Source organism: Oceaniglobus trochenteri (genome assembly GCF_020529025.1).
In the GTDB taxonomy this organism is placed as follows: domain Bacteria; phylum Pseudomonadota; class Alphaproteobacteria; order Rhodobacterales; family Rhodobacteraceae; genus Oceaniglobus; species Oceaniglobus trochenteri.
The window spans coordinates 131,380-151,550 of sequence record NZ_JACNMM010000003.1; the positions used below are offsets into that span (position 1 = coordinate 131,380).

19 protein-coding genes are annotated in these 20,171 nt (G+C 63.6%); 13 read left to right on the forward strand and 6 right to left on the reverse strand.

All coding sequences use genetic code 11. The features are described from left to right. The first annotated feature begins 56 nt into the window (after positions 1–56). From fliK to H7828_RS04940, 3 genes are all read left to right on the forward strand, one after another. A complete protein-coding gene (gene fliK, locus H7828_RS04930) occupies positions 57–2,018 on the forward strand; it encodes a flagellar hook-length control protein FliK (protein ID WP_226779894.1) in 1,962 nt (653 codons plus the stop codon). Positions 2,019–2,028: 10 nt separating this feature from the next. Then, positions 2,029–2,697 carry a flagellar hook capping FlgD N-terminal domain-containing protein gene (locus H7828_RS04935; protein ID WP_226779895.1) on the forward strand — a complete coding sequence of 223 codons (669 nt, stop codon included), beginning with the start codon at positions 2,029–2,031 and terminating at the stop codon, positions 2,695–2,697. Positions 2,698–2,759: 62 nt separating this feature from the next. Beyond that, positions 2,760–3,647, forward strand: a complete 888-nt coding sequence (locus tag H7828_RS04940) for an aminoglycoside phosphotransferase family protein (protein ID WP_226779896.1) — start codon at positions 2,760–2,762, stop codon at positions 3,645–3,647. Here the strand turns inward: H7828_RS04940 and ubiB are convergent. Together ubiB and ubiE are read right to left on the reverse strand one after the other, a co-directional pair. Beyond that, positions 3,621–5,159, reverse strand: a complete 1,539-nt coding sequence (gene ubiB, locus H7828_RS04945) for a 2-polyprenylphenol 6-hydroxylase (protein WP_226779897.1) — start codon at positions 5,157–5,159, stop codon at positions 3,621–3,623. The two genes, H7828_RS04940 and ubiB, sit on opposite strands and share 27 nt — an antisense overlap. 1 nt (position 5,160) lies before the next feature. After that, a complete protein-coding gene (gene ubiE, locus H7828_RS04950) occupies positions 5,161–5,916 on the reverse strand; it encodes a bifunctional demethylmenaquinone methyltransferase/2-methoxy-6-polyprenyl-1,4-benzoquinol methylase UbiE (RefSeq protein ID WP_226779898.1) in 756 nt (251 codons plus the stop codon). A 75-nt stretch (positions 5,917–5,991) separates the two neighbouring features. On the opposite strand from ubiE, the gene mutM reads away from it, so the two are divergent. From mutM to gyrB, 7 genes are all read left to right on the forward strand, one after another. Beyond that, a complete protein-coding gene (mutM, locus tag H7828_RS04955) occupies positions 5,992–6,843 on the forward strand; it encodes a bifunctional DNA-formamidopyrimidine glycosylase/DNA-(apurinic or apyrimidinic site) lyase (protein ID WP_226779899.1) in 852 nt (283 codons plus the stop codon). 65 nt (positions 6,844–6,908) lie between these two features. Then, entirely contained in the window at positions 6,909–7,685 is a 777-nt protein-coding gene (locus tag H7828_RS04960; protein ID WP_226779900.1) for an enoyl-CoA hydratase, read from the forward strand. A 147-nt stretch (positions 7,686–7,832) separates the two neighbouring features. After that, positions 7,833–8,099, forward strand: coding sequence for a 30S ribosomal protein S20 (rpsT, locus tag H7828_RS04965; RefSeq protein WP_226779901.1), 267 nt, complete (start codon positions 7,833–7,835; stop codon positions 8,097–8,099). A 659-nt stretch (positions 8,100–8,758) separates the two neighbouring features. Beyond that, positions 8,759–10,117 (forward strand): chromosomal replication initiator protein DnaA, encoded by a 1,359-nt coding sequence (gene dnaA / locus H7828_RS04970; RefSeq protein WP_226779902.1) that lies wholly within the window; start codon positions 8,759–8,761, stop codon positions 10,115–10,117. A 191-nt stretch (positions 10,118–10,308) separates the two neighbouring features. Next, positions 10,309–11,427, forward strand: a complete 1,119-nt coding sequence (dnaN, locus tag H7828_RS04975; protein WP_226779903.1) for a DNA polymerase III subunit beta — start codon at positions 10,309–10,311, stop codon at positions 11,425–11,427. Between the two features lie 56 nt (positions 11,428–11,483). Next, positions 11,484–12,575: a DNA replication/repair protein RecF gene (recF, locus tag H7828_RS04980; protein ID WP_226779904.1), complete on the forward strand. Its 1,092-nt coding sequence runs from the start codon at positions 11,484–11,486 to the stop codon at positions 12,573–12,575. 158 nt (positions 12,576–12,733) lie between these two features. Further along, positions 12,734–15,151, forward strand: a complete 2,418-nt coding sequence (gyrB, locus tag H7828_RS04985) for a DNA topoisomerase (ATP-hydrolyzing) subunit B (protein WP_226779905.1) — start codon at positions 12,734–12,736, stop codon at positions 15,149–15,151. 79 nt (positions 15,152–15,230) lie between these two features. Here the strand turns inward: gyrB and fliP are convergent, their stop codons facing one another. From fliP to fliF, 4 genes are read right to left on the reverse strand one after another with little or no spacing between them, the layout of a single operon-like run. After that, the gene (fliP, locus tag H7828_RS04990) at positions 15,231–15,959 is read right to left on the reverse strand and encodes a flagellar type III secretion system pore protein FliP (protein WP_226779906.1); all 729 of its coding nucleotides are present in this window, start codon (positions 15,957–15,959) and stop codon (positions 15,231–15,233) included. 2 nt (positions 15,960–15,961) lie between these two features. Next, positions 15,962–16,255, reverse strand: coding sequence for a FliM/FliN family flagellar motor switch protein (locus tag H7828_RS04995; RefSeq protein WP_226779907.1), 294 nt, complete (start codon positions 16,253–16,255; stop codon positions 15,962–15,964). After that, complete coding sequence (locus H7828_RS05000) at positions 16,248–16,862, reverse strand: FliH/SctL family protein (protein ID WP_226779908.1); 615 nt, start codon at positions 16,860–16,862, stop codon at positions 16,248–16,250. The genes H7828_RS04995 and H7828_RS05000 overlap by 8 nt, the downstream gene beginning before the upstream one ends. Beyond that, positions 16,862–18,478, reverse strand: coding sequence for a flagellar basal-body MS-ring/collar protein FliF (fliF, locus tag H7828_RS05005; protein WP_342592283.1), 1,617 nt, complete (start codon positions 18,476–18,478; stop codon positions 16,862–16,864). The genes H7828_RS05000 and fliF overlap by 1 nt, the downstream gene beginning before the upstream one ends. A gap of 116 nt (positions 18,479–18,594) precedes the next feature. Between fliF and H7828_RS05010 the strand changes: the two genes are divergently transcribed. Genes H7828_RS05010 through H7828_RS05020 form a run of 3 tightly spaced genes read left to right on the forward strand, consistent with a single transcriptional unit; the run spans position 18,595 to position 20,147 of the window. Then, positions 18,595–19,086 (forward strand): flagellar basal body-associated FliL family protein, encoded by a 492-nt coding sequence (locus tag H7828_RS05010; protein ID WP_425354934.1) that lies wholly within the window; start codon positions 18,595–18,597, stop codon positions 19,084–19,086. A gap of 9 nt (positions 19,087–19,095) precedes the next feature. Beyond that, positions 19,096–19,548: a hypothetical protein gene (locus tag H7828_RS05015; protein WP_226779911.1), complete on the forward strand. Its 453-nt coding sequence runs from the start codon at positions 19,096–19,098 to the stop codon at positions 19,546–19,548. Next, positions 19,545–20,147, forward strand: coding sequence for a MotE family protein (locus H7828_RS05020; RefSeq protein ID WP_226779912.1), 603 nt, complete (start codon positions 19,545–19,547; stop codon positions 20,145–20,147). Before H7828_RS05015 ends, H7828_RS05020 begins: the two co-directional genes overlap by 4 nt. Positions 20,148–20,171 lie beyond the last annotated feature (24 nt).

Here is a 20,171-nt window from a genome sequence, read left to right on the forward strand (position 1 = left end):
TATTCGGTAACGAAATTCAGGGATAGATTCGAAATCGGTCGGTAAGAGGCGAAGATATGGAATTTCTGCTATTCAGTCAGGCGACCGAGCCAAGAATGGTCAATCGGACAAGCAATGCGCAGATACCAGAAAGCGGAAAATCAAGAACTGAGCCGTTCTCATTCTCTCTGGAGGAATTTTCTTCGGAAGTAGAGAAGACCTTTGATGAATCGGAGGAGATTGTCATTTCGAACGCTGAAGGGACTTTGATCAAAAGGCAGGATTCGCACCATGTGGACCTTGGAAGGCAGATCAAGGCCCCCGAACCGGTCGCGCCTCCGCCGCCGATTATGCAACTCGATGAACAACCCGCTTTATCGCTGGGTGCCACGCCGCAACCGGCGGCGCAAAGTGGAATCCAGATGCTCGTGGTGCCTCAGCAACCGATCGCCCCAAGTGAAACCGGGCAACGACAGGCGAAGGGCGGAATCGATTCGGATGTTCCCGGCGCCTCCTTGGTTCAAGCCCTCACCGGGCTGGCGGTGAAACCTGCGCCAACCGCCATAAACGACCCGCGGGAGCCCATCCGCGCCGGAATCACTCAAAAGGCCGTTGAACAGCATGCTTCGCCCTCTTCAATCAAAACCGCTCCTCCCGATCATCCCATGGACGGCGGCACCTCTCACCAGATCACACCTCGCCATGTGTCGATTCCGCCATTCATGGAAGGAAAACCGCTTGAAACAGGCCCGGAACAGCAACCTGCCGTCACTTCAGTGGAGCATTCACCGGCCGAGCGGCATGGCCCGAACGCGCAAAAGTTCGGGAGTGATGAGGCGGAGCAGCTAAATAAAATGACGCCGCAGGTGGCGCCGTTAGCTGCGGACATCACTCGCAACCCTCAAGTCCCAATCAATTCGCAGGAGGCACCGCGTCCCCATAGGCCACCGCGCCCGTCCCCTGCTGTTGACGAACAGCCTGAAATGGCGACGCCGCTTCAACCGCAGGCCCGGCCACCTCGCGAAGTCGGGGCCGCTGATGCGGACTTCCTGAGGTTTTCAACGCAAAAGCTGACGGGTGCTCAGGTTCCCGCCCATACTGGAAATAGGCCTGCCATCGACGTCGACCAAACGCCCCAGCCTCTGCCTCAACCTGCCGCGTTGGCCAAGTTGGACGACCGCCAAGAAGAACCATCCATCTTGGCCCGTACCGACCGGACGTGGGAACAGGCTCAACCCAGGTCAGACACCGCTGCCGGACCCATCGCGCCAAGCCCCGTTCGCCCCCCTTCGTGGACCAACGATCAGGGCCCCACAGCCCCGGCGGTAACAGAGCAGGCGAACCTCGCTGCCGGACCGCGAATTCCCCCGGAAGGCCCATCAGCGTTGCCACCTTTGGCAGACATTAGCCCGGCGCCATTACCGCCCGTGGGTGTGTCCCAAAGCCAGGCAGCACCGCAACCCCCACCCCACCCAAGCCCTCGGCTGGGTGAAAAGGCAGCTGCAACCCCAGCACCTGAATTAAACTGGCAGACCTTAAGGCCTGACGCGCTGGACAAAGAGACCCAGCTTCACGCCCTGAGCGATCATCGCGCCCCCTCGCTGACACCGACGATACATGGCCATCCAGCCGCTCCTACCTTCACCTCGCCCCCCCCCATGCTGCAGCAGATTGCGCAGGTAAGTGGCAATCTGGCGAAGGGCCCGGTTGAAGTTTCCCTTTCGCCGGAAGAGCTTGGCCGGGTGCGCATGACGCTTGTGTCCAGCGACCAGGGGCTTGTTCTGTCCATCACGGCGGATCGTTCAGAAACACTCGCCCTGTTGCGCCGCAACGCCGATCTCTTGGCAACCGACCTTCACGATCTCGGATTCGAGAACCTATCGTTTCAGTTCGGTTCCAACTCTCGCGAACAGGAGGCGCGAACTGCCCGAACGCCACACCGCGATGTCGAGCAGATAGTCACCTTCGACGAAGCAACAGCGCCAGTCAGACCGTCGCCAGTACGCGGCGCGACCGACAGGCTTGACCTGAGACTTTGAGGAGCAGGAAATGGATTTTTCAACCACCAGGGCCGCCGGTTCAGCCCCCGAAGTTACGGCGACGGCGCGGCAACAAGCGAACTCTGACCCGACAATCGGTTCGGATTTCGACACGTTCCTCAAGATGCTGACCGCACAGATTTCCAACCAGGACCCCCTGAACCCCATGGCGTCCGAGGAATTCGCCGTTCAGCTGGCCACCTTTTCCGGCGTGGAACAGCAGGTGCGCACCAATGAACTCTTGCAGGCGCTTGCCGGCGAACTGGGCAACGACGGACTGGGCCAGATGGCAGGCTGGATCGGTATGGAAGCGCGGGCGACGATGCCGGTTGCCTACGCCGGAACGCCCGTCACCCTGTCGCCGCCCCAACCCATCGCGGGTGATCGCCACGAACTGGTGGCGCATGATGCGGCAGGGCGCGAGGTTTGGCGCGCGCCCCACCTGCCTGACAGTGGAACCGTGGACTGGACTGGCGTTGCAACAGACGGGCGGCCCCTTGGGGCGGGGCGATATACCGTCACACTCGAGAGTTTCGAGGATGCTCGCCTAGTCGCCACCGCCCCCGTCCAGACCTATGGTGTGGTGCGCGAGGTGCGCCTTGAACCCGACGGGGCAATGGTGATTTTTGCCGATGGCAGTGAAAGGCCGGCAGCAGAGATTTCGGCCCTGCGCCAATGACGGCCCCCTTGCCCAAGGCATGACTTTCCCCCATCCCGGACCCGGCCGGTGATGGGATGGACATGAAACAGCACGAGGACAGCACAGAGCACGTTGCGGCCCAACTTGATGCCGAACTTCGCGAATCTGGCGTTCTTGCGGCCGGGTTCCGCTGGAAACGCCTCGACGGGGGCCGGACGAACCGCGTGTGGTTGCTTGAGAACGGCGACAGGCGCGCCTCGTTGGTGTGCCGCCTGTTCCTGAATGATCGCGGCACCCCGCTGTTTCCCAACCTGCCGCACGCCGAAGTTACGGCCTTCGGGGCCTTGGCGGGCACGGGTCTGGCGCCCGAACTTTACTGGCACGGAGAAACGGGCAAGGGGCGGTGCCTGATCTATCGGGCCTGCCTTGGCCAGACCTGGCAAAGCGGTGTTCGGGGCGTGGCGCATTGTCTGGCGCGGCTTCACCGTCAGCGAATGCCCAGGGGGTTGCGCCGGATCGGCACCAGCCCGGCAGACCTGATCGCCGAGGGAATGCGCATGCTGAACGGGCTCACCATCCCCGAACGCGAAACCCTGCTGGCCTGTCAGCCGAGGCCATCGCCCGTTTCCCCCGGTCCGGATGCATTCCTGCACGGCGATCCGGTGCCGGGCAATATCGTGATGACGGCGGGCGGCGCCGTTCTCATCGACTGGCAATGCCCCGGCATCGGCGATCCGGTTCATGATCTTGCGATCTTTCTGTCGCCCGCCATGCAGACCCTGGGCCGGGGCGCCGCGCTGACGATGGCGGAACGGAGCGATTGCCTGCAAAGTTATGGCGACCCGGCGGTCGCCGCGCGCTACGAAATCAGCGAAGCGGCCTTTACCTGGCACATGGCCTGCTATTGCACCTGGCGGATGGCCCATGGCCACGCCGATTACGCCCCGGCCCTTGCGGCCGAGCTACATCGCCTGAACCAGTTGCGCTAACCAGAAGCCGCCCCCGGCCGCCAGGGCGCCCAAGGCGATCAGCCCTGCCGATTCCCATCCGCCGCGGTGGCGTTGCGGCACCGGTTGTTCGCTCTGACGCATCAACGCGGCTTCGGCGATCTGCGGCAGCTTGGGGCCGAACCGCCCCAGCACGCGGGCCGTGCGCGTCAGGTCGCGCAGCAGGGCCTTGGGGCCGATGTTTTCCTTGATGTAATCCTCGACGATCGGCTGGGCCACTTCCCAGATGTTGATCTGCGGATATAGCGAACGCGACACGCCCTCGACCACCACCATGGTGCGTTGCAGCAGGATCAGCTCGGTCCGGGTTTCCATGCCGAAACGCTCGGTCACCTCGAAAAGATAGGTCAGCAGCCGCGCCATGGAAATGCGCGTCGCGTCCATGCCGAAGATCGGCTCGCCCACCGACCGCAGGGCGCGGGCGAATTCGTCGATGTCCTTGTCGGCGGGCACATAGCCGGCTTCGAAATGCACTTCGGCGACGCGACGATAATCCTTGCGGATGAACCCGAACAGGATCTCGGCATAGACGCGGCGGGTGTATTCATCCAGCCGCCCCATGATCCCGAAATCCAGCGCGATGATATCGCCGTTGGCCGCGATCTTCAGGTTTCCCTGGTGCATGTCGGCATGGAAGAACCCGTCGCGCAGGGCGTGGTTGAGGAACAGCCGCAGCACGTTTTCGCCCAGCGCCTTGCGGTCGTGACCGGCGGCGATGATGGCCGGAATGTCATTGGCCGGGATGCCCTCGGCCCAGTCCAGCGTCATCACCCGGCGCGACGACAGGAACCATTCGACCTGGGGCACCCGGAAGGCCGGGTCGTTGGCCGTGTTGGCGGCAAATTCCGCGGCGGACGACGTTTCCATCCGCAAATCCAACTCGCCCAGCACCACGCCTTCGAAGTGGCGGATCACCTCGAGCGGATGAAGCCGGCGCGCCGAGGGCGCCAGCAGTTCGACCATATGCGCGGCCAGGTAGAAGGCATCGACATCCTTCTTGAAGGCCTTCTCGATGCCCGGGCGCAGCACCTTGACCGCGACATCGCGCCCCGAATCGCGCAGGGTTGCCTTGTGCACCTGCGCGATGGAGGCGGCGGCGACAGGCTCGGAGAATGACGAGAACAGGCTGTCGACCTCGATCTCAAGCTCGCTTTCCACCATCGCGCGGGCCTCGGCCACCGGGAAGGGCGGCAGCTTGTCCTGCAACACGCGCAATTGCTGGGCCAACTCGTCCCCCACCACGTCGGGGCGGGTTGAAAGCACCTGGCCGAACTTGATGTAGGCCGGGCCAAGGGCCGTAAGGGCGCGCGGGGCGGGGGGCTGCATCGGATCGCCCTTGTAGCCCAGCCACATGAAGGGCACGCCCAGAACCTTGGCCGCGATCCGCAGGGATGTCGGCGCGCGGAAGGCATCGAGAACCACGTTCATCGCGCCGGTCCGCTCCAGCGTGGCGCCGGTGCGGATCAACCGCCAGATATTGTGAGGACCACGCAAATCAGATCTTCCAGCCCGAATGGAGCGCGGCAACGCCCATGGTCAAGTTGCGGAACTTAACCTGTTCGAAACCCGCGTTGCGGATCATCGCGGCAAAGCTCTCCTGGTCGGGGAACTTGCGGATCGATTCGACCAGGTACTGATAACTGTCACGGTCGCCGGCAATCACCTGACCCATCCGGGGGATCACATTGAAGGAGTAGAGATCATAGGCCTTCTGCATCGCCGGGTTGGGCAGTTGCGAAAATTCCAGCACCATCAACCGGCCGCCGGGTTTCAGCACGCGGAAGGCTTCCGAAAGCGCCTCGTCGATGCGGGTGACGTTGCGGATGCCGAAACTGATGGTGTAGCGATCGAATGACGCATCCGCGAAGGGCAGCGCCATCGCGTCGCCCACCACCCAGTCCAGCGATCCGGCCAGCGCCTCGGCCTCGGCCCTCTTGCGCCCTTCGATCAGCATGCCCTCGGTCATGTCGCAGACCGTGGCCACGGCACCGGGCGCCCGCTTGAGAAAACGGAAGGCCACGTCGCCGGTTCCGCCCGCCACGTCCAGCAGCCGCTGCCCGTCACGCGGGGCCAGCCAATCCATCATCGCGTCCTTCCAGATGCGATGCACACCGCCCGACATGACATCGTTCATGATGTCGTACTTGCTGGCCACGTTGGTGAAGATTCCATGCACCTTCCCGGCCTTCTCGGACTCGGGAATGTCCTGGAAACCGAAATGCGTCGTGCGGTTTTCGCTGTCGTCTGTCATCGGGGCTTGCGATCCTGTGAAACTCACCCTTCTTATAGGGCGCTTGTCCGCCGTTACAATGAAAGGGGTGTCGCAGTGCCGGAATTGCCAGAGGTCGAGACGGTTCGTCGCGGGCTGGCCCCCGTGATGGAGGGGGGCGTGATCGCCCGGGCCGAGGTGAACCGCCCCGATCTGCGCTGGCCCTTTCCGCCGGACATGGCCGCGCGGCTGACGGGGCGGCGGATTCTTCGGCTGGGGCGGCGGTCGAAATACCTTCTGGCCGATCTCGATTCGGGCGAAACCCTGATCGTGCACCTGGGCATGTCGGGACGGATGCAGGTTTCGGGCGTCGCCCTGGGCCTGTTTCAGCGCGAACATGCGGCGCCGGAAAAGCATGATCACGTGGTCTTTCACATGGAGGGGGGCGGGCGCGTCACCTTCAACGATCCCCGCCGGTTCGGCGCCATGGATCTTTGGCCCACCGACCGGATCGAAGACCACTGGCTGATCGCGAAACTGGGGCCCGAGCCCTTTTCCAATACCTTCGATGAAACCTACCTGGCCGAAAGGCTGCGCAGCCGCCGCACCCCGGTCAAGACGGCGCTGCTGGATCAGGGAATCGTCGCCGGGCTGGGCAATATATATGTCTGCGAAACCCTGTTCCGGGCCGGGATTTCCCCCAAACGCCAGGCGGCCAACCTGTCACGGGAACGGGCCGGCCGGCTGGTGCCAATCATCCGCGACGTTCTGAGCGAGGCGATCGAGGCGGGCGGTTCGTCGCTGCGCGATCACCGCCAGGCCGACGGAAATCTCGGGTATTTTCAACATGGTTTCCGGGTCTACGACCGGGCGGGCCAACCCTGCGTCACCCCCGGATGCGGCGGCAGTGTTTCGCGAATCGTGCAATCGGGCCGCTCGTCCTTCTATTGCCCTCAATGCCAAAGATAGCTTGAAACCAAGGCCAACCTTGGTAAGGCTGCAAACTTCATGTCCACAGCGAAAGCTCTTACGCCATGGCCTACAAGACGATCATCGTCGAAGTTGCCGATCACGTTGCCCTGATCCGCCTGAACCGCCCCGACGCCATGAACGCCCTGAACAGCGAGCTTCTGGGCGAGCTGGCCCAGGCCGTGAGCGAGGCGGACGGAAACGACAAGGTGCGCTGCATCGTTCTGACCGGGTCGGAAAAGGCCTTTGCCGCCGGGGCCGACATCAAGGAAATGTCGGAAAAGACCTTCGTGGATGTCTTTGCCGGTGAATTGTTCATGGCAGAGATGGCCGCGCTGGAAAATTGCCGCAAGCCGATCATCGCCGCCGTCGCGGGCTATGCCCTGGGCGGTGGCTGCGAACTGGCCATGGTCTGCGATTTCATCATCGCGGCCGACACCGCCAAGTTCGGGCAGCCGGAGATCAACCTTGGCGTCATATCCGGCATGGGCGGATCGCAGCGCCTGACCCGCCTCGTGGGCAAGTCGAAGGCGATGGAGATGCACCTGACCGGCCGCTTCATGGATGCGGACGAGGCCGAGCGTTCGGGCCTGGTAAGCCGCGTGGTGCCCGCCAAGAAGCTGATGGAGGAGGTTTCGGCCACCGCCCAGAAGATCACCGAGAAATCGGCGCTGGCCGTGATGGCCGCGAAAGAGGCGGTGAACCGCAGTTACGAAACCACCCTGCGCGAAGGCCTGCTGCACGAACGGCGCCTGTTCAACGGGCTGTTCGCCACCGAAGACCAGAAAGAGGGCATGAGCGCCTTCCTTGACAAGCGCGAACCGCAGTTCCGCGACAGGTGAGCCCTTTACACGGGGCCGTCGCTGCACTAATGACCGCCCGAACATGCGCGTGAGGCCCGCCAGGCCGGATTCGCCCGGTACTGAACCCGGGGTCGGGGCTTTCCCGCGTGTAACGCAATTTGAAAACCCGACGAAAGAGATCACAGCATGGCAAATTCGCCCCAGTCCAAGAAGCGCGCCCGTCAGAACGAAGCCCGTTTCCAGATCAACAAGGCCCGCCGTTCGCGGATCCGCACCTATCTTCGCAAGGTCGAGGAAGCGATCGCCTCGGGCGACAAGGACGCCGCCGCCGGCGCCCTGCGCGCTGCCCAGCCCGAACTGATGCGCGGCGTCACCAAGGGCGTGTACCACAAGAACACCGTCGCACGGAAAGTGTCGCGCCTGGCCGCCCGCGTGAAAAGCATCGGCGCCTGATCCGATACCCTTTCGACGAATCGAAAAACGCGCCTCATCGGGGCGCGTTTTTTTATGTCCGGAAATTGTCGGACTGTGGGCTTTTGGCCACCGGGAATGCGGCATTTCACAGGCCCGTGAGATTCGTCCGGCTTATGTCAGAGTCAACATCATAGTTCTGTTGCAGAGCCTTCGACGCCCTTGCTACGTTGACCCTGCGATTCACATCGCTTGGGGGGACATGTAAGGATCAGGCCGTTTCCGACGTGCATGAGCAGGGTCAAACTCTGCCTGCGACACAGCGGAACGAACCTGCTGCCGATCGGGCATTTCGGACGCCATATGGGGTGGATTTCCGATGCCTGATACCCGTTTCGGCGGGAATTGCCGTGACCGTTGGTCATCGGCACATGTCCATGGAACGTCTGCCGCCAATGTGCGGAAATATCCCGTCGGCCGTGGTCTGCGCCACAGCTGGGCCGAAGGGAAATGTGTTGCCATGTGTCCGCGTCGACACCTGACCTGTTCTGGCCGCAAGGCCGCAGGGCGGCTGTTCTCGGGCAATCCCACTGCGATGTGTCGTGCAACGACGGGTGCCATCTGCGCGCGCCCGCAACGAGCAGTCGGGCCGGTCATCACCGGTTCGAAAACAGGCATGGTATGGGGACGCAAGGCGTAAAATGACGAACGAAACCTGGGGGACGGTCCGGCAAGAGCTGCTCAAGTCGGTGGGACACAACAATTACAGGAACTGGATCGAACCGCTGGAGTTTGCCGAGCTGAGCGACGGCGTCGCCCTGTTCCATGTGCCGACGGTCTTCATGGGCGACTGGGTGTCGCGCAACTTCGGCGATCAGATTCTCAGCCAGATGGGCAAGACCGGCCAGCCGGTGAAGCGGGTCGAATTCCGCGTGCCGCCAAATGCCGCGCCGCGCCCCTCGGCCACCGCGCCTCGCCCTGCCGCGCCGGTACGCACCCCCGCGCCCGAGGCCGAACTGCCCGGCGCAACGCTGGATGACCGCTTCACCTTCGACACCTTCGTCGTGGGCAAGCCGAACGAACTGGCCCATGCCGCTGCGCGCCGCGTGGCCGAGGGCGGGCCGGTCACCTTCAATCCGCTGTTTCTTTACGGCGGCGTCGGGCTGGGCAAGACGCACCTGATGCACGCCATCGCCCACGAGCTTCAGACCCGCGAGCCGGGCACACGGGTTCTGTACCTGTCGGCCGAACAATTCATGTATCGTTTTGTGCAGGCCCTGCGCGACAAGCAGATGATGGATTTCAAACAGCTTTTCCGCTCGGTCGATGTTCTGATGGTGGACGATGTGCAATTCATCGCCGGCAAGGAAAGCACCCAGGAAGAGTTCTTTCACACGTTCAACGCCCTGGTGGATCAGCGCAAGCAGATCATCATTTCCGCCGACCGCGCCCCAGGCGAAATCGAGGGCCTGGAAAGCCGGATCGTGTCGCGCCTGCAGTCGGGGCTGGTGGTCGATCTGCATCCCACCAGCTATGAATTGCGCCTCGGCATCCTGCAGCAGAAGGTCGAACAGTACCGCCCGCAGTTTCAGGGCGTCGTTCTGGCCGATGGCGTGCTGGAGTTTCTGGCCCATCGCATCACGTCGAACGTGCGGGTCCTTGAAGGTGCCCTGATGCGCCTTTTCGCCTTCGGCAGCCTTGTCGGACGCGAGATCGATCTGCAACTGACCAAGGAATGCCTGGTCGACATCCTGCGCCAGTCCGATCGCAAGACCACGGTCGAAGAGATCCAGCGCAAGGTTTCCGATCACTACAACATCCGCCTGTCCGATCTTATCGGGCCGAAGCGCGTGCGCACCTTCGCGCGGCCGCGCCAGGTGGCCATGTTCCTGTGCAAGCAGCTGACCCAGCGTTCTCTTCCCGAGATCGGGCGCCGCTTCGGCGGGCGCGATCACACCACGATCATGCACGGCATCAAGCGGATCGAAGAGCTGAAGCAGAAGGACAGCCAGATCGCCGAAGACATCGACCTTCTGCGCCGTTCCCTGGAGGACCAGTAGTCCTGCGCGCCACAATGGCCGCATGATCGCGCCAAGGGTCTTGACGGCCCGGCGAAAGCCTTTGACAGTCCGCCGGAATCGGCCCGCGTCCTGCGGGGGTCAAGGGCATTTCGCATGGGGCGAACCCGAAAATTGTTGCGCCGACGGCTGAAACGGTTAGGTTTCACGCCCCGGTACCAGGTGAGGTGGATATGAAGCTCAGCATCGAACGCGGCACATTGCTCAAGGCGGTCGCACATGCGCAATCGGTGGTCGAGCGGCGCAACACCATTCCGATCCTGGCAAACGTCCTGATCGAGGCCGAGGGCAACACCGTCAGCTTTCGCGCCACCGACCTTGACGTCGAGGTGGTGGACAAGGCCAATGGCCAGGTCGAACGCGCCGGGTCAACCACCGTGGGGGCCGTGACGCTTCATGAGATCGTGCGCAAGCTGCCCGATGGTGCGCTTGTGTCGCTGTCCGACGACGGCGCCTCGGGCCGCCTTGTGGTTGAGGCCGGGCGGTCGAACTTCCAGCTGGCCACCCTACCCCGCGAAGATTTCCCGGTGATGGCCACGTCTGAATATACCACCAACTTCTCGGTCGCGGCGCCGGTGCTGCGCCGCCTCTTCGACAAGAGCAAATTCGCCATCTCGACCGAAGAAACCCGCTATTACCTGAACGGCGTCTACATGCACGTTTCCGATGACGGCGGCGACATGACCCTGCGCTGCGTCGCCACCGACGGCCACCGCCTGGCCCGGATCGACGCCCCCCTTCCCATGGGCGCCGAGGGCATGCCCGGCGTGATCGTGCCCCGCAAGACCGTGGGCGAGATGCGCAAGCTTCTTGACGACGACGAAGCCTCGATCGCGGTGTCGGTCTCGGAAACCAAGGTGCGCTTCGCCACCCCGGCCATCACCCTCACCTCGAAAGTGATCGATGGCACCTTCCCCGACTATTCGCGCGTGATTCCCAAGGGCAACACCAAGCGGATGGAAGTGGACGCCAAGGAATTCGCCAATGCGGTCGACCGCGTGGCGACCGTCAGCAGCGAACGATCGCGCGCAGTGAAGATGCAGATCGACGAGGATCGCCTGATCCTGTCGGTCAACGCCCCCGACGCGGGCAACGCCGAGGAAGAGCTGGCCGTGGCCTATGGCGACGAGAAGCTGGAGATCGGGTTCAACGCCAAGTACCTGCTGGAAATCGCCAGCCAGGTTGACCGCGAGAATGCCGTGTTCCTGTTCAATTCCTCGGGCGATCCGACGCTGATGCAGGAAGGCAACGACACATCGGCGGTCTATGTCGTCATGCCGATGCGCGTGTGATCGACCGGCCCTTCGGGGGGCGTAGTTTTCTTCGGTAAAAAGCAGGATGTGGTGCGATGGGGCAGGCGGTGACGCATCTGGCGCTGTCGCATTTCCGGTCGCACCGTCGGGTTGCGCTGGATCTGCGCCCGCAACCCGTGGCAATCCACGGGGCCAACGGCGCGGGCAAGACCAACCTGATCGAGGCTGTGTCGCTGCTGTCACCCGGGCGCGGGCTGCGCCGGGCGGGGGCCGAGGAACTGGTGCGCCGCCCCGAGGCCCTGGGCTGGCGGATCGGGGCCGAAGTGGCGGGACACGAGATCGACACCCGCGCCGAACCCGGCCAGCCCCGCGTGACACGGATCGACGGCAAGACAGCGCCCCAGGTCGCGCTGGGGCGGATCGTGCGGATGCTCTGGCTGGTGCCCTCGATGGATCGGCTGTGGATCGAGGGGGCGGAAGGGCGGCGGCGGTTCTGGGACCGCATGACCCTGAGCTTCGAGCCCGGCCATGGTGAGGCCGTGCTGACCTATGAGAAGGCCATGCGCGAACGCAACAGGCTGCTGAAGGATCAGGTGCGCGAACCGGCCTGGTACGGCGCGCTTGAGATCCAGATGGCCGATGCCGGCGCGCAGATCATCGCCAACCGCACCGATGCCCTGGCCCGCGTGATGGACGCGCAGCGCCGCGCGCCGACCGATTTTCCCATCAGCGACCTCTCTGCGCAGACCGCGGCCGAAGAGGATGCCCGCACCGCCGATGGCCTGGCGCGCGCCTTCGCCGAGGGGCGGCGACGCGACATGGCGGCCGGGCGCACGCTTGCGGGGCCGCACCGCGCCGATCTGGGCGCCGTCTATGCCGCCAAGGGCGTGCCCGCCGCGCAATGTTCGACCGGCGAGCAGAAGGCGATGCTGATCTCGCTGATCCTGGCGAATGCACGGGCACTGGCCGATGAAACGGGCGCACCGCCAATCCTGCTGCTCGACGAGGTGGCAGCGCATCTAGACGCCGACCGCCGCGCCGCCCTGTTCGATGAAATCTGCACCCTGGGCGCCCAGGCCTGGATGACGGGCACTGGCCCCGAGATGTTTGAATCCCTCGGCGACCGGGCCCAATATCTTGCGGTCCGCGACGATGCGGGCCAGTCGGTGATCGACCAGATCGCCTGATCGGCGCGCCGGATCCGGCCCGTTTCACCGCGCACCCTGGCACCCCCGGCGCGCATCGCGGTCAAGCGCCTGGCAGGCCGCCTTATTATTCCCCCAACTGCGTGACATCCCCCGCCGAAACCCCTATAAATCGGGGGCAATCAGAACAGCAGGCCCCCATGTCAGACACTCCTATCGTTCCCGAAGAATACGGCGCGGATTCCATCAAGGTTCTCAAGGGCCTGGATGCTGTTCGCAAGCGTCCGGGAATGTACATCGGCGACACGGATGACGGGTCGGGCCTGCACCACATGGTGTACGAAGTCGTGGACAACGGCATCGACGAGGCCCTGGGCGGCTTTGCCGACGCCGTAACCGTCAAGATTCACGCCGACAACAGCGTGTCCGTCGCCGACAACGGGCGCGGCATTCCGGTGGGCATCCACGAGGAAGAAGGCGTCTCGGCGGCCGAAGTCATCATGACCCAGCTGCATGCCGGGGGTAAGTTCGACCAGAACTCCTACAAGGTGTCGGGCGGACTGCACGGGGTTGGCGTTTCGGTCGTCAACGCCCTGTCCGACTGGCTGGAACTGCGGATCTGGCGTGACGGCAAGGAACACCACGCGCGGTTCGAACGCGGCGATACCGTGAAGCACCTGGAGGTTGTCGGCGATGCCAATGGCCGCAAGGGCACCGAGGTGCGGTTTCTGGCCAGCACCACGACCTTTTCGAACCTCGATTACGTCTTCAAGACGCTGGAAAACCGCCTGCGCGAACTGGCCTTCCTGAATTCCGGTGTGCGGATCATCCTCGAAGATGAACGCCCCGCCGAACCCCTGCGCACCGAGCTGTTCTACGAAGGTGGCGTCAAGGAATTCGTCAAATACCTCGACCGGTCGAAATCGTCGATCCTGGAGGAGCCGATCCACATCACCGGCGAAAAGGACGGGATCGGCGTGGAAATCGCCATGTGGTGGAACGACAGCTACAACGAGATGGTGCTGCCCTTCACCAACAACATTCCCCAGCGGGATGGCGGCACCCATATGGCCGGGTTTCGTGGCGCGCTGACCCGGACGATGAACCTCTATGCCGGCTCCAGCGGGATCGCCAAGAAAGAGAAGGTGAACTTCACCGGCGACGATGCGCGCGAGGGGCTGACCTGTGTTCTGTCGGTCAAGGTGCCCGATCCGAAATTCTCCAGCCAAACCAAAGACAAGCTGGTCAGCTCCGAGGTGCGCCCGGCGGTCGAAGGGCTGGTGAACGACAAGCTGGCCGAGTGGTTCGAGGAGAACCCCAACCTGGCCAAGCAGATCATCACCAAGGTGGTCGAGGCCGCGCTGGCCCGCGAGGCCGCCCGCAAGGCCCGCGAAATGACGCGCAAGAAAACCACGCTGGACGTGGCCAACCTGCCCGGCAAGCTGGCCGATTGCCAGGTGAAGGACCCGGCGCTGCGCGAAGTCTTCATCGTCGAGGGTGACAGCGCCGGCGGATCGGCCAAGCAGGGGCGCGCGCGCTATAACCAGGCGGTTCTGCCCCTGCGCGGCAAGATCCTGAACGTGGAACGGGCGCGGTTCGACCGGATGCTCGGGTCGGACATGATCGGGATGATGATCACCGCCTTCGGCGCGGGGATCGGGCGCGACGAATTCGATATCGAGAAGTTGCGCTATCACAAGATCATCATCATGACCGACGCCGACGTCGACGGCGCGCATATCCGCACGCTTCTGCTGACGTTCTTCTTCCGTCAAATGCCCGAGATCATCGAAAAGGGCTATCTGTATATCGCCCAGCCGCCGCTCTACAAGGTCGCGCGCGGCAAGTCCGAAGTCTATCTGAAGGACGAGGCGACACTGGAAGACTACCTGATCGAACAGGGGGTCGATGGTGCCATCCTGCGCCTGAAGTCGGGTGAAGAAATCGTCGGTGCCGACCTGGCCCGCGTCGTTTCGGGGGCGCGCAATGTGCGCCGCATCCTCGAAGCCTTCCCGACCCATTACCCCCACACGATCCTTGAACAGGCCGCCATTGCCGGAACCTTCGTTCCCGGCGTTGCCGATGCCGATCTGCAAGGCGCCGCCGACCGGGTGGCCCAGCGGCTGGACCTGATCGCGGCCGAATATGAAAAGGGCTGGCAGGGCCGCATCACCCAGGACCACGGGATCAAGCTGGCGCGCCTGCTGCGCGGTGTCGAAGAGGTGCGGACGCTTGACGGCGCTGTCCTGCGCTCGGGCGAGGCGCGGCGCCTCGGGACCTTCACGGACGACCTTCAGGACACCTACCGGCATCCGGCGCAACTGGTCCGAAAGGACCGCGAAACGCCGATCTTCGGCCCGCTCGACCTGCTGAACGCCATCCTGCGCGAGGGTGAAAAGGGGCTGTCGCTGCAACGCTACAAGGGTCTGGGCGAAATGAACCCCGATCAGCTTTGGGAAACCACGCTCGACCCCGAGGCCCGCACCCTGTTGCAGGTCCGCGTCGATGACGTGGCCGAGGCGGACGACCTGTTCACCAAGCTGATGGGCGACGTGGTGGAACCCCGCCGCGATTTCATCCGCTCCAACGCTCTGAACGTCGAGAACCTGGATTTCTGAGGCGCCTTGCCTGTGGAACACCGGCAATCGGATCATAACGCCCTTGGGCGCCCGAATGCCTGTGTCAGAAGAGCCAACCTCAGAAATAGCTGCAGACAAGGGCACCTGAAATCAGCGTCCAACCATCGGCCACGGCAAAAAAGGCCAGCTTGAAGGGCAGCGACACGATGGCCGGCGGCACCATCATCATGCCCATCGACATCAGGATGGCCGCGACCACCAGATCGATGATCAGGAAGGGCAGGAAGATCAGGAAACCGACCTGAAACGCCCTTTCGATCTCGGACAACAGGAATGACGGGACGATCAGGGACAGGGGCGAGTCCGGCCGCAGGCTGGCGTCGGCGACGTCGGGGCGCAGGGTCGTCAGGCTTTCGAATGTTCCGGGGTCAATGCGGGCCACCATGAAGACGCGGAACGGCTCCAGGGCGCGCGGCACCGCAAGTTCGACAGAAAGCGCCCCCTCGATCAGGGGGTTGATCGCGGTTTCCCAGGCCTCCAGAAAGACCGGCTCCATCACGAAATAGGTGAGAAACAACGCCAGCGTGACGATCAGCATGTTGGGCGGTGACTGCTGCAGCCCGATCCCTTGGCGCAGGATCGACAGCACCGTCACGATGAACGGAAAGCAGGTGATCATGATTGCCAGGCCCGGTACGAGGCTGAGCAGGGTGATGAGCGCAAGAAGCTGCACGGAACGGGCGGTGAGCGAGGTATCGCCGCCCAGATCCAGTGACAGTTCCTGCGCCGCAAGAGGGCCCGCCAAGAGCGTCAGCACCAGAACCGCCGCGATCACAGCGCGCGTCATGATCAGAGACCGGTCTTCAGATCGGCCACTTCCGTAAGCCGCACGGCAAGCTGGCCGGCCTGATCACCGTCAAGTTCGTGAAGCTCGCCGCGGGCGATCAACCGGTCCCCGACGTAAAGATCGACCGGATCGTCGACGCGGCTGTCCAGCGGCAGGATGGCATCCTTCCCCAGTCGCAACAGATCGCGCAGAAGCGGGCGCGCCTTGCCGACCGAAATGGTTATCTCAATCGGAACCTGCGTGAAGGGATGGGGCGGCTTGTCGCTGTCCTGCGGTGTCAATCGGGGCTCATCCATGGTTGGCGGTTTCCTTGTTGAGGTCATCGAGCGCCGCCATTGCGCCGCTGATCGATGCGACGGCGCCTTCCAGGTCGATCTCGCGTTCGACGGCACCGATCCGGAGGAAAATCTGCCCCTGCGGCACGGTGGGTTCTTCGATCAGGGCAAGGGGCAGCGTGGTGATCTTGTCGATGACGGGCCGCAACTGCGCCGCATCGCCGGGAAACACCATCAGTTCGATCGGGCTGTCCGCGGCCCCTTCGGCAAGGCCATCGATCTCTTCCATGATCCGGGCGCCCAGGCTGTCGCGGATCAGGCGCGGCAGAACCTTGGACAGGATGCCATTCAGCAGCGGCGTCAGCGACCGCATAACGTGGGCGCGCGCCTCGTGGTAGGTGAACCCCAGATCCTCGAGGTTATTCGCCATGGCCGTATCAAGACGCTCGCGATCCTGGCTTGCCGCCTGGGTCGCATCCTCCCAGCCTGCGGCATAGCCCTTGTCATAAGCGGCCAGGGCCTGCTCTTCTGCGGGGGGCGTGGAGGTGTTCAGGTGGGGCAATCCGGACGTGGCACGCGGCGTCAGCGACGCTGCACCAAAATCCTCCAATTGCAGGGGTATCGGCATCAGGCGGGCTCCTCGGAATCTTCCATCCAGGTCTTGAGTATCTCGAGCGATTCTTCCTGCCGCTCTTCAATCAGCTTGCGCAGGCGATCCACCGGGTCGGCGCCGGACTGGCCCTGCGCGGAATGACTCACGGCGTTGCGATCCGAAACCACCTGCAGATCGGCCGCCCCGGGGCCGCTGCCTTCGTCGATCTCGCCGGTCAGGGCGGTCGGGGTTTGCGTGGCCTCCGCAATGGGCGGCGCAAGGGCGCGCGATCTGTCGGCAGGTTTCGGCATCAGGATCGGGCGCACCACGAAAAGGCCAAGCAGCAGGGTGACGATGGCCAGCACGCCCAGTTGGGCAAGGCGCATCGCGTCAAACGCAATCGGCCCGAAAAGGCCGGGCGCAGGCGGCGTGCCCTCAAAGGCGAGCGGTTCGAACTCCATGGTCTTCAACGTCAGGCTGTCGCCGCGATCGGCATCGAACCCGATGGCCGAGGCCACCAACTCCCGCAGGGCCTCCATTTCGGGTTCGGGCCGTGGCGCCCAGACCTCGGCCCCCGAAGCATCGACACTGCGCAGCCCGTCAACCAGAACAGCAACGGAAAGACGCTTGATCGCACCGGGCGTGCGCAGGATTTCGCGTTGCGTCTCGGACACCTCGTAATTCACACGTTCGCGCGTCTGGGCGTTTTCGGTCTGCGACGAATCGCCGTTCGCACCGGCATCCCCATCGGGCAGGTTGCTGGCGACGGTTACACCCCCGGTCCCCTTGTCCGATGAGGACGTCGAGGTTTCCTCACGGTCCGAACTGATGGCAACCCGGCCTTCCGGATCGAACCTGCGTTCGGTGATCTGCTCGCGTTCATTCACGGTTTCCAGGTTCACCTCGACAACCGCCTTGCCGAACCCGACCCGCGCCTCGAGAAGACGTTCGACGTTCTGCCTGATCTCCTGTGCCTTGTCGGTGCTGCGACCGGGGGCAAGGCCACCCGTCTCGGACGACAGAACCACGCCGCCCCTGGCATCGATCACCGAGACATCGTCGGGGGCAAGACCGGCAACCGCCGATGCCACCAGGAAACGCAGGGCGCGCGCGTGGCTTGTCGAAAGGCCGCCATCGGCCGTCGTGACAGTGACCGAAGCTGTCGGTGGCACGTCACGTTGAAAGGGTCGGTTGCTCTGGTTGGCGATATGCACACGCGCGTTCTGAATGGCCGGGCTTGCCACGATGGTGCGCGCCAGCTCTCCCTCTTTCGCGCGCCAGTAGGCGGCATCGAACATCTGCGAAGTGGTTCCGAATCCGGAAAGAGAATCAAGCAGTTCGTAGCCCTGCGCATTGTTCGACGGAAGCCCTTCGGACGCCAGGGTCAGACGCAGTTCATCGCGCTTGGTGCTATCGACGAAGATCGACGAACCGCGAATCTCGTATGCCGCGCCCTGGGCCTCAAGCGCCTGCACGACTTCGCCGGCGGCGCCGTTTTCAAGGCCCGCATATAGCAGGATCATCGACGGCGTTGTTGCCATGCGCGTCAGCCCGACGACCGCCACCAGCATCGCCACCACGGCCAGAACCGCGACAACCTGGCGCTGCACCGTAAGACCGGACCAGACCGAGAGTACCTGTTGCAAGACCATCCTCCTGATGAATCGGGCTTCTGCCCCGTCTTGCCCCAGACTTCGCCCAAGCATCTTAACATTCGGTTAGTCAGATCGGGGGTAGAACGGATTCGCGATAGAAAATCGGGAACCACATGGCAAATGCAGAAACAGATATGCCAAGCGACACGGGCAAGGGAAAATCCGGCCTGAAAAGCTTGATCCTCAGCGCCCTGCTGGCCGCTCTTCTGGGCGGCGGCGGGTTTTACGCGGTCTGGTCGGGATTGATTCTGGGCGCGCCGCATCCGAATGATCCGAAGGAAACCGCCACGCTGCCCGGCCTGCCGGACATCACCTTCATCCCGCTTCAGCCGATCGTCGTGTCGCTGGGCCCGGGAAGCCGGTCACGCCACCTTCGTTTCCAGGGCCAGCTGGAGGTGGACAACAAGCATGCCGATGATGTCACACGTCTGCTGCCCCGGGTCGTCGATGTCCTGAACAGCTTTCTTCGGGCCGTCGAGCCCGCGGAACTTGAGGAACCCGGCTCTCTCATCCGACTTCGCTCGCAGATGCTGCGCCGCGCACAGATCGTCGTGGGTGACGGCAGGGTGCGCGATCTTCTGATCATGGAATTTGTGCTGAACTGAGGATTCGAGATGACCTTGATTGCCGATATCCTGTTGATTGCCGGCGCCGCCGGCGCGGCCTTCTATTGCGTGATACTGTCACGCCGGCTGAGCAGGTTCACCGACCTCGAAAAGGGCGTCGGCGGGGCCATCGCCGTCTTGTCGGCCCAGGTTGACGACATGACACGAACCCTGCAGGCGGCGCAGGCACAGGCCTCCACCTCGGGCCAAACCCTGGAGGCTCTTACCTCGCGGGCTGAAGAGGCCGCGCGCAGGTTGGAACTGCATGTCGCCGCCCTGCACGATCTCGAAACCGAACCTGATCCGGTGCAGGCCCGCGCACCATCCGACGTCGCGCCAACCGTCTCCTTCCGACGGAAAGAGGCCGAGCCCGCCCCGCCCGAGGCACCCCGGCCCACGGGCAGCCGCCCCGTCCAGTCGTTCTTTTCCACCCAGCGCCAGCCCGAGATGGATCACCGATGACAACCCCCAAGCGATCTTTCCGCCATGGTTGGCGCCTTGGCCCCTTGTCCTTCGTGGCGCTGCTTCTGATCGCCTCTGGCGTCTTGCGATTTCTTGGCGGCCCGGCGGCAGCCATCGCGAAGGAAGTGGCCGATTTGTCCGCAACTGAAAACGCCGAAACGGCCCGGCAATGCGAACCACCCCCCGACCTGGCCGAGGTTCTCGAAGCCCTCTCGACACGCGAGGCCCGTCTGAAGGATCGCGAGGCCTATGTCGCCGAACGGTCAGCGCGTCTGGCAGAGGCAGAGCAAGAGATCGAACGCCAGATCGCGGCATTGGTCGCAGCCGAGAACCAGCTGGAGCAGACGCTGACCATGGCATCGACGGCGGCCGAGGATGACGTCGCCCGCCTGACGGCGGTCTACGAAAACATGAAACCGAAGGAGGCGGCTATTCTGTTCGAAACGATGTCGCCGGAATTCGCCGCCGGCTTTCTTGGCCGAATGCGCCCCGATGTCGCCGCGAAGGTCGTCGAAGGGCTTAGCCCGGATTCCGCCTATTCGATCAGCGTCATTCTTGCCGGACGCAATGCCGAGGCGCCGACAAACGAACGGCGATAGCTCCTGATCCGTCAGCCTTCGTTA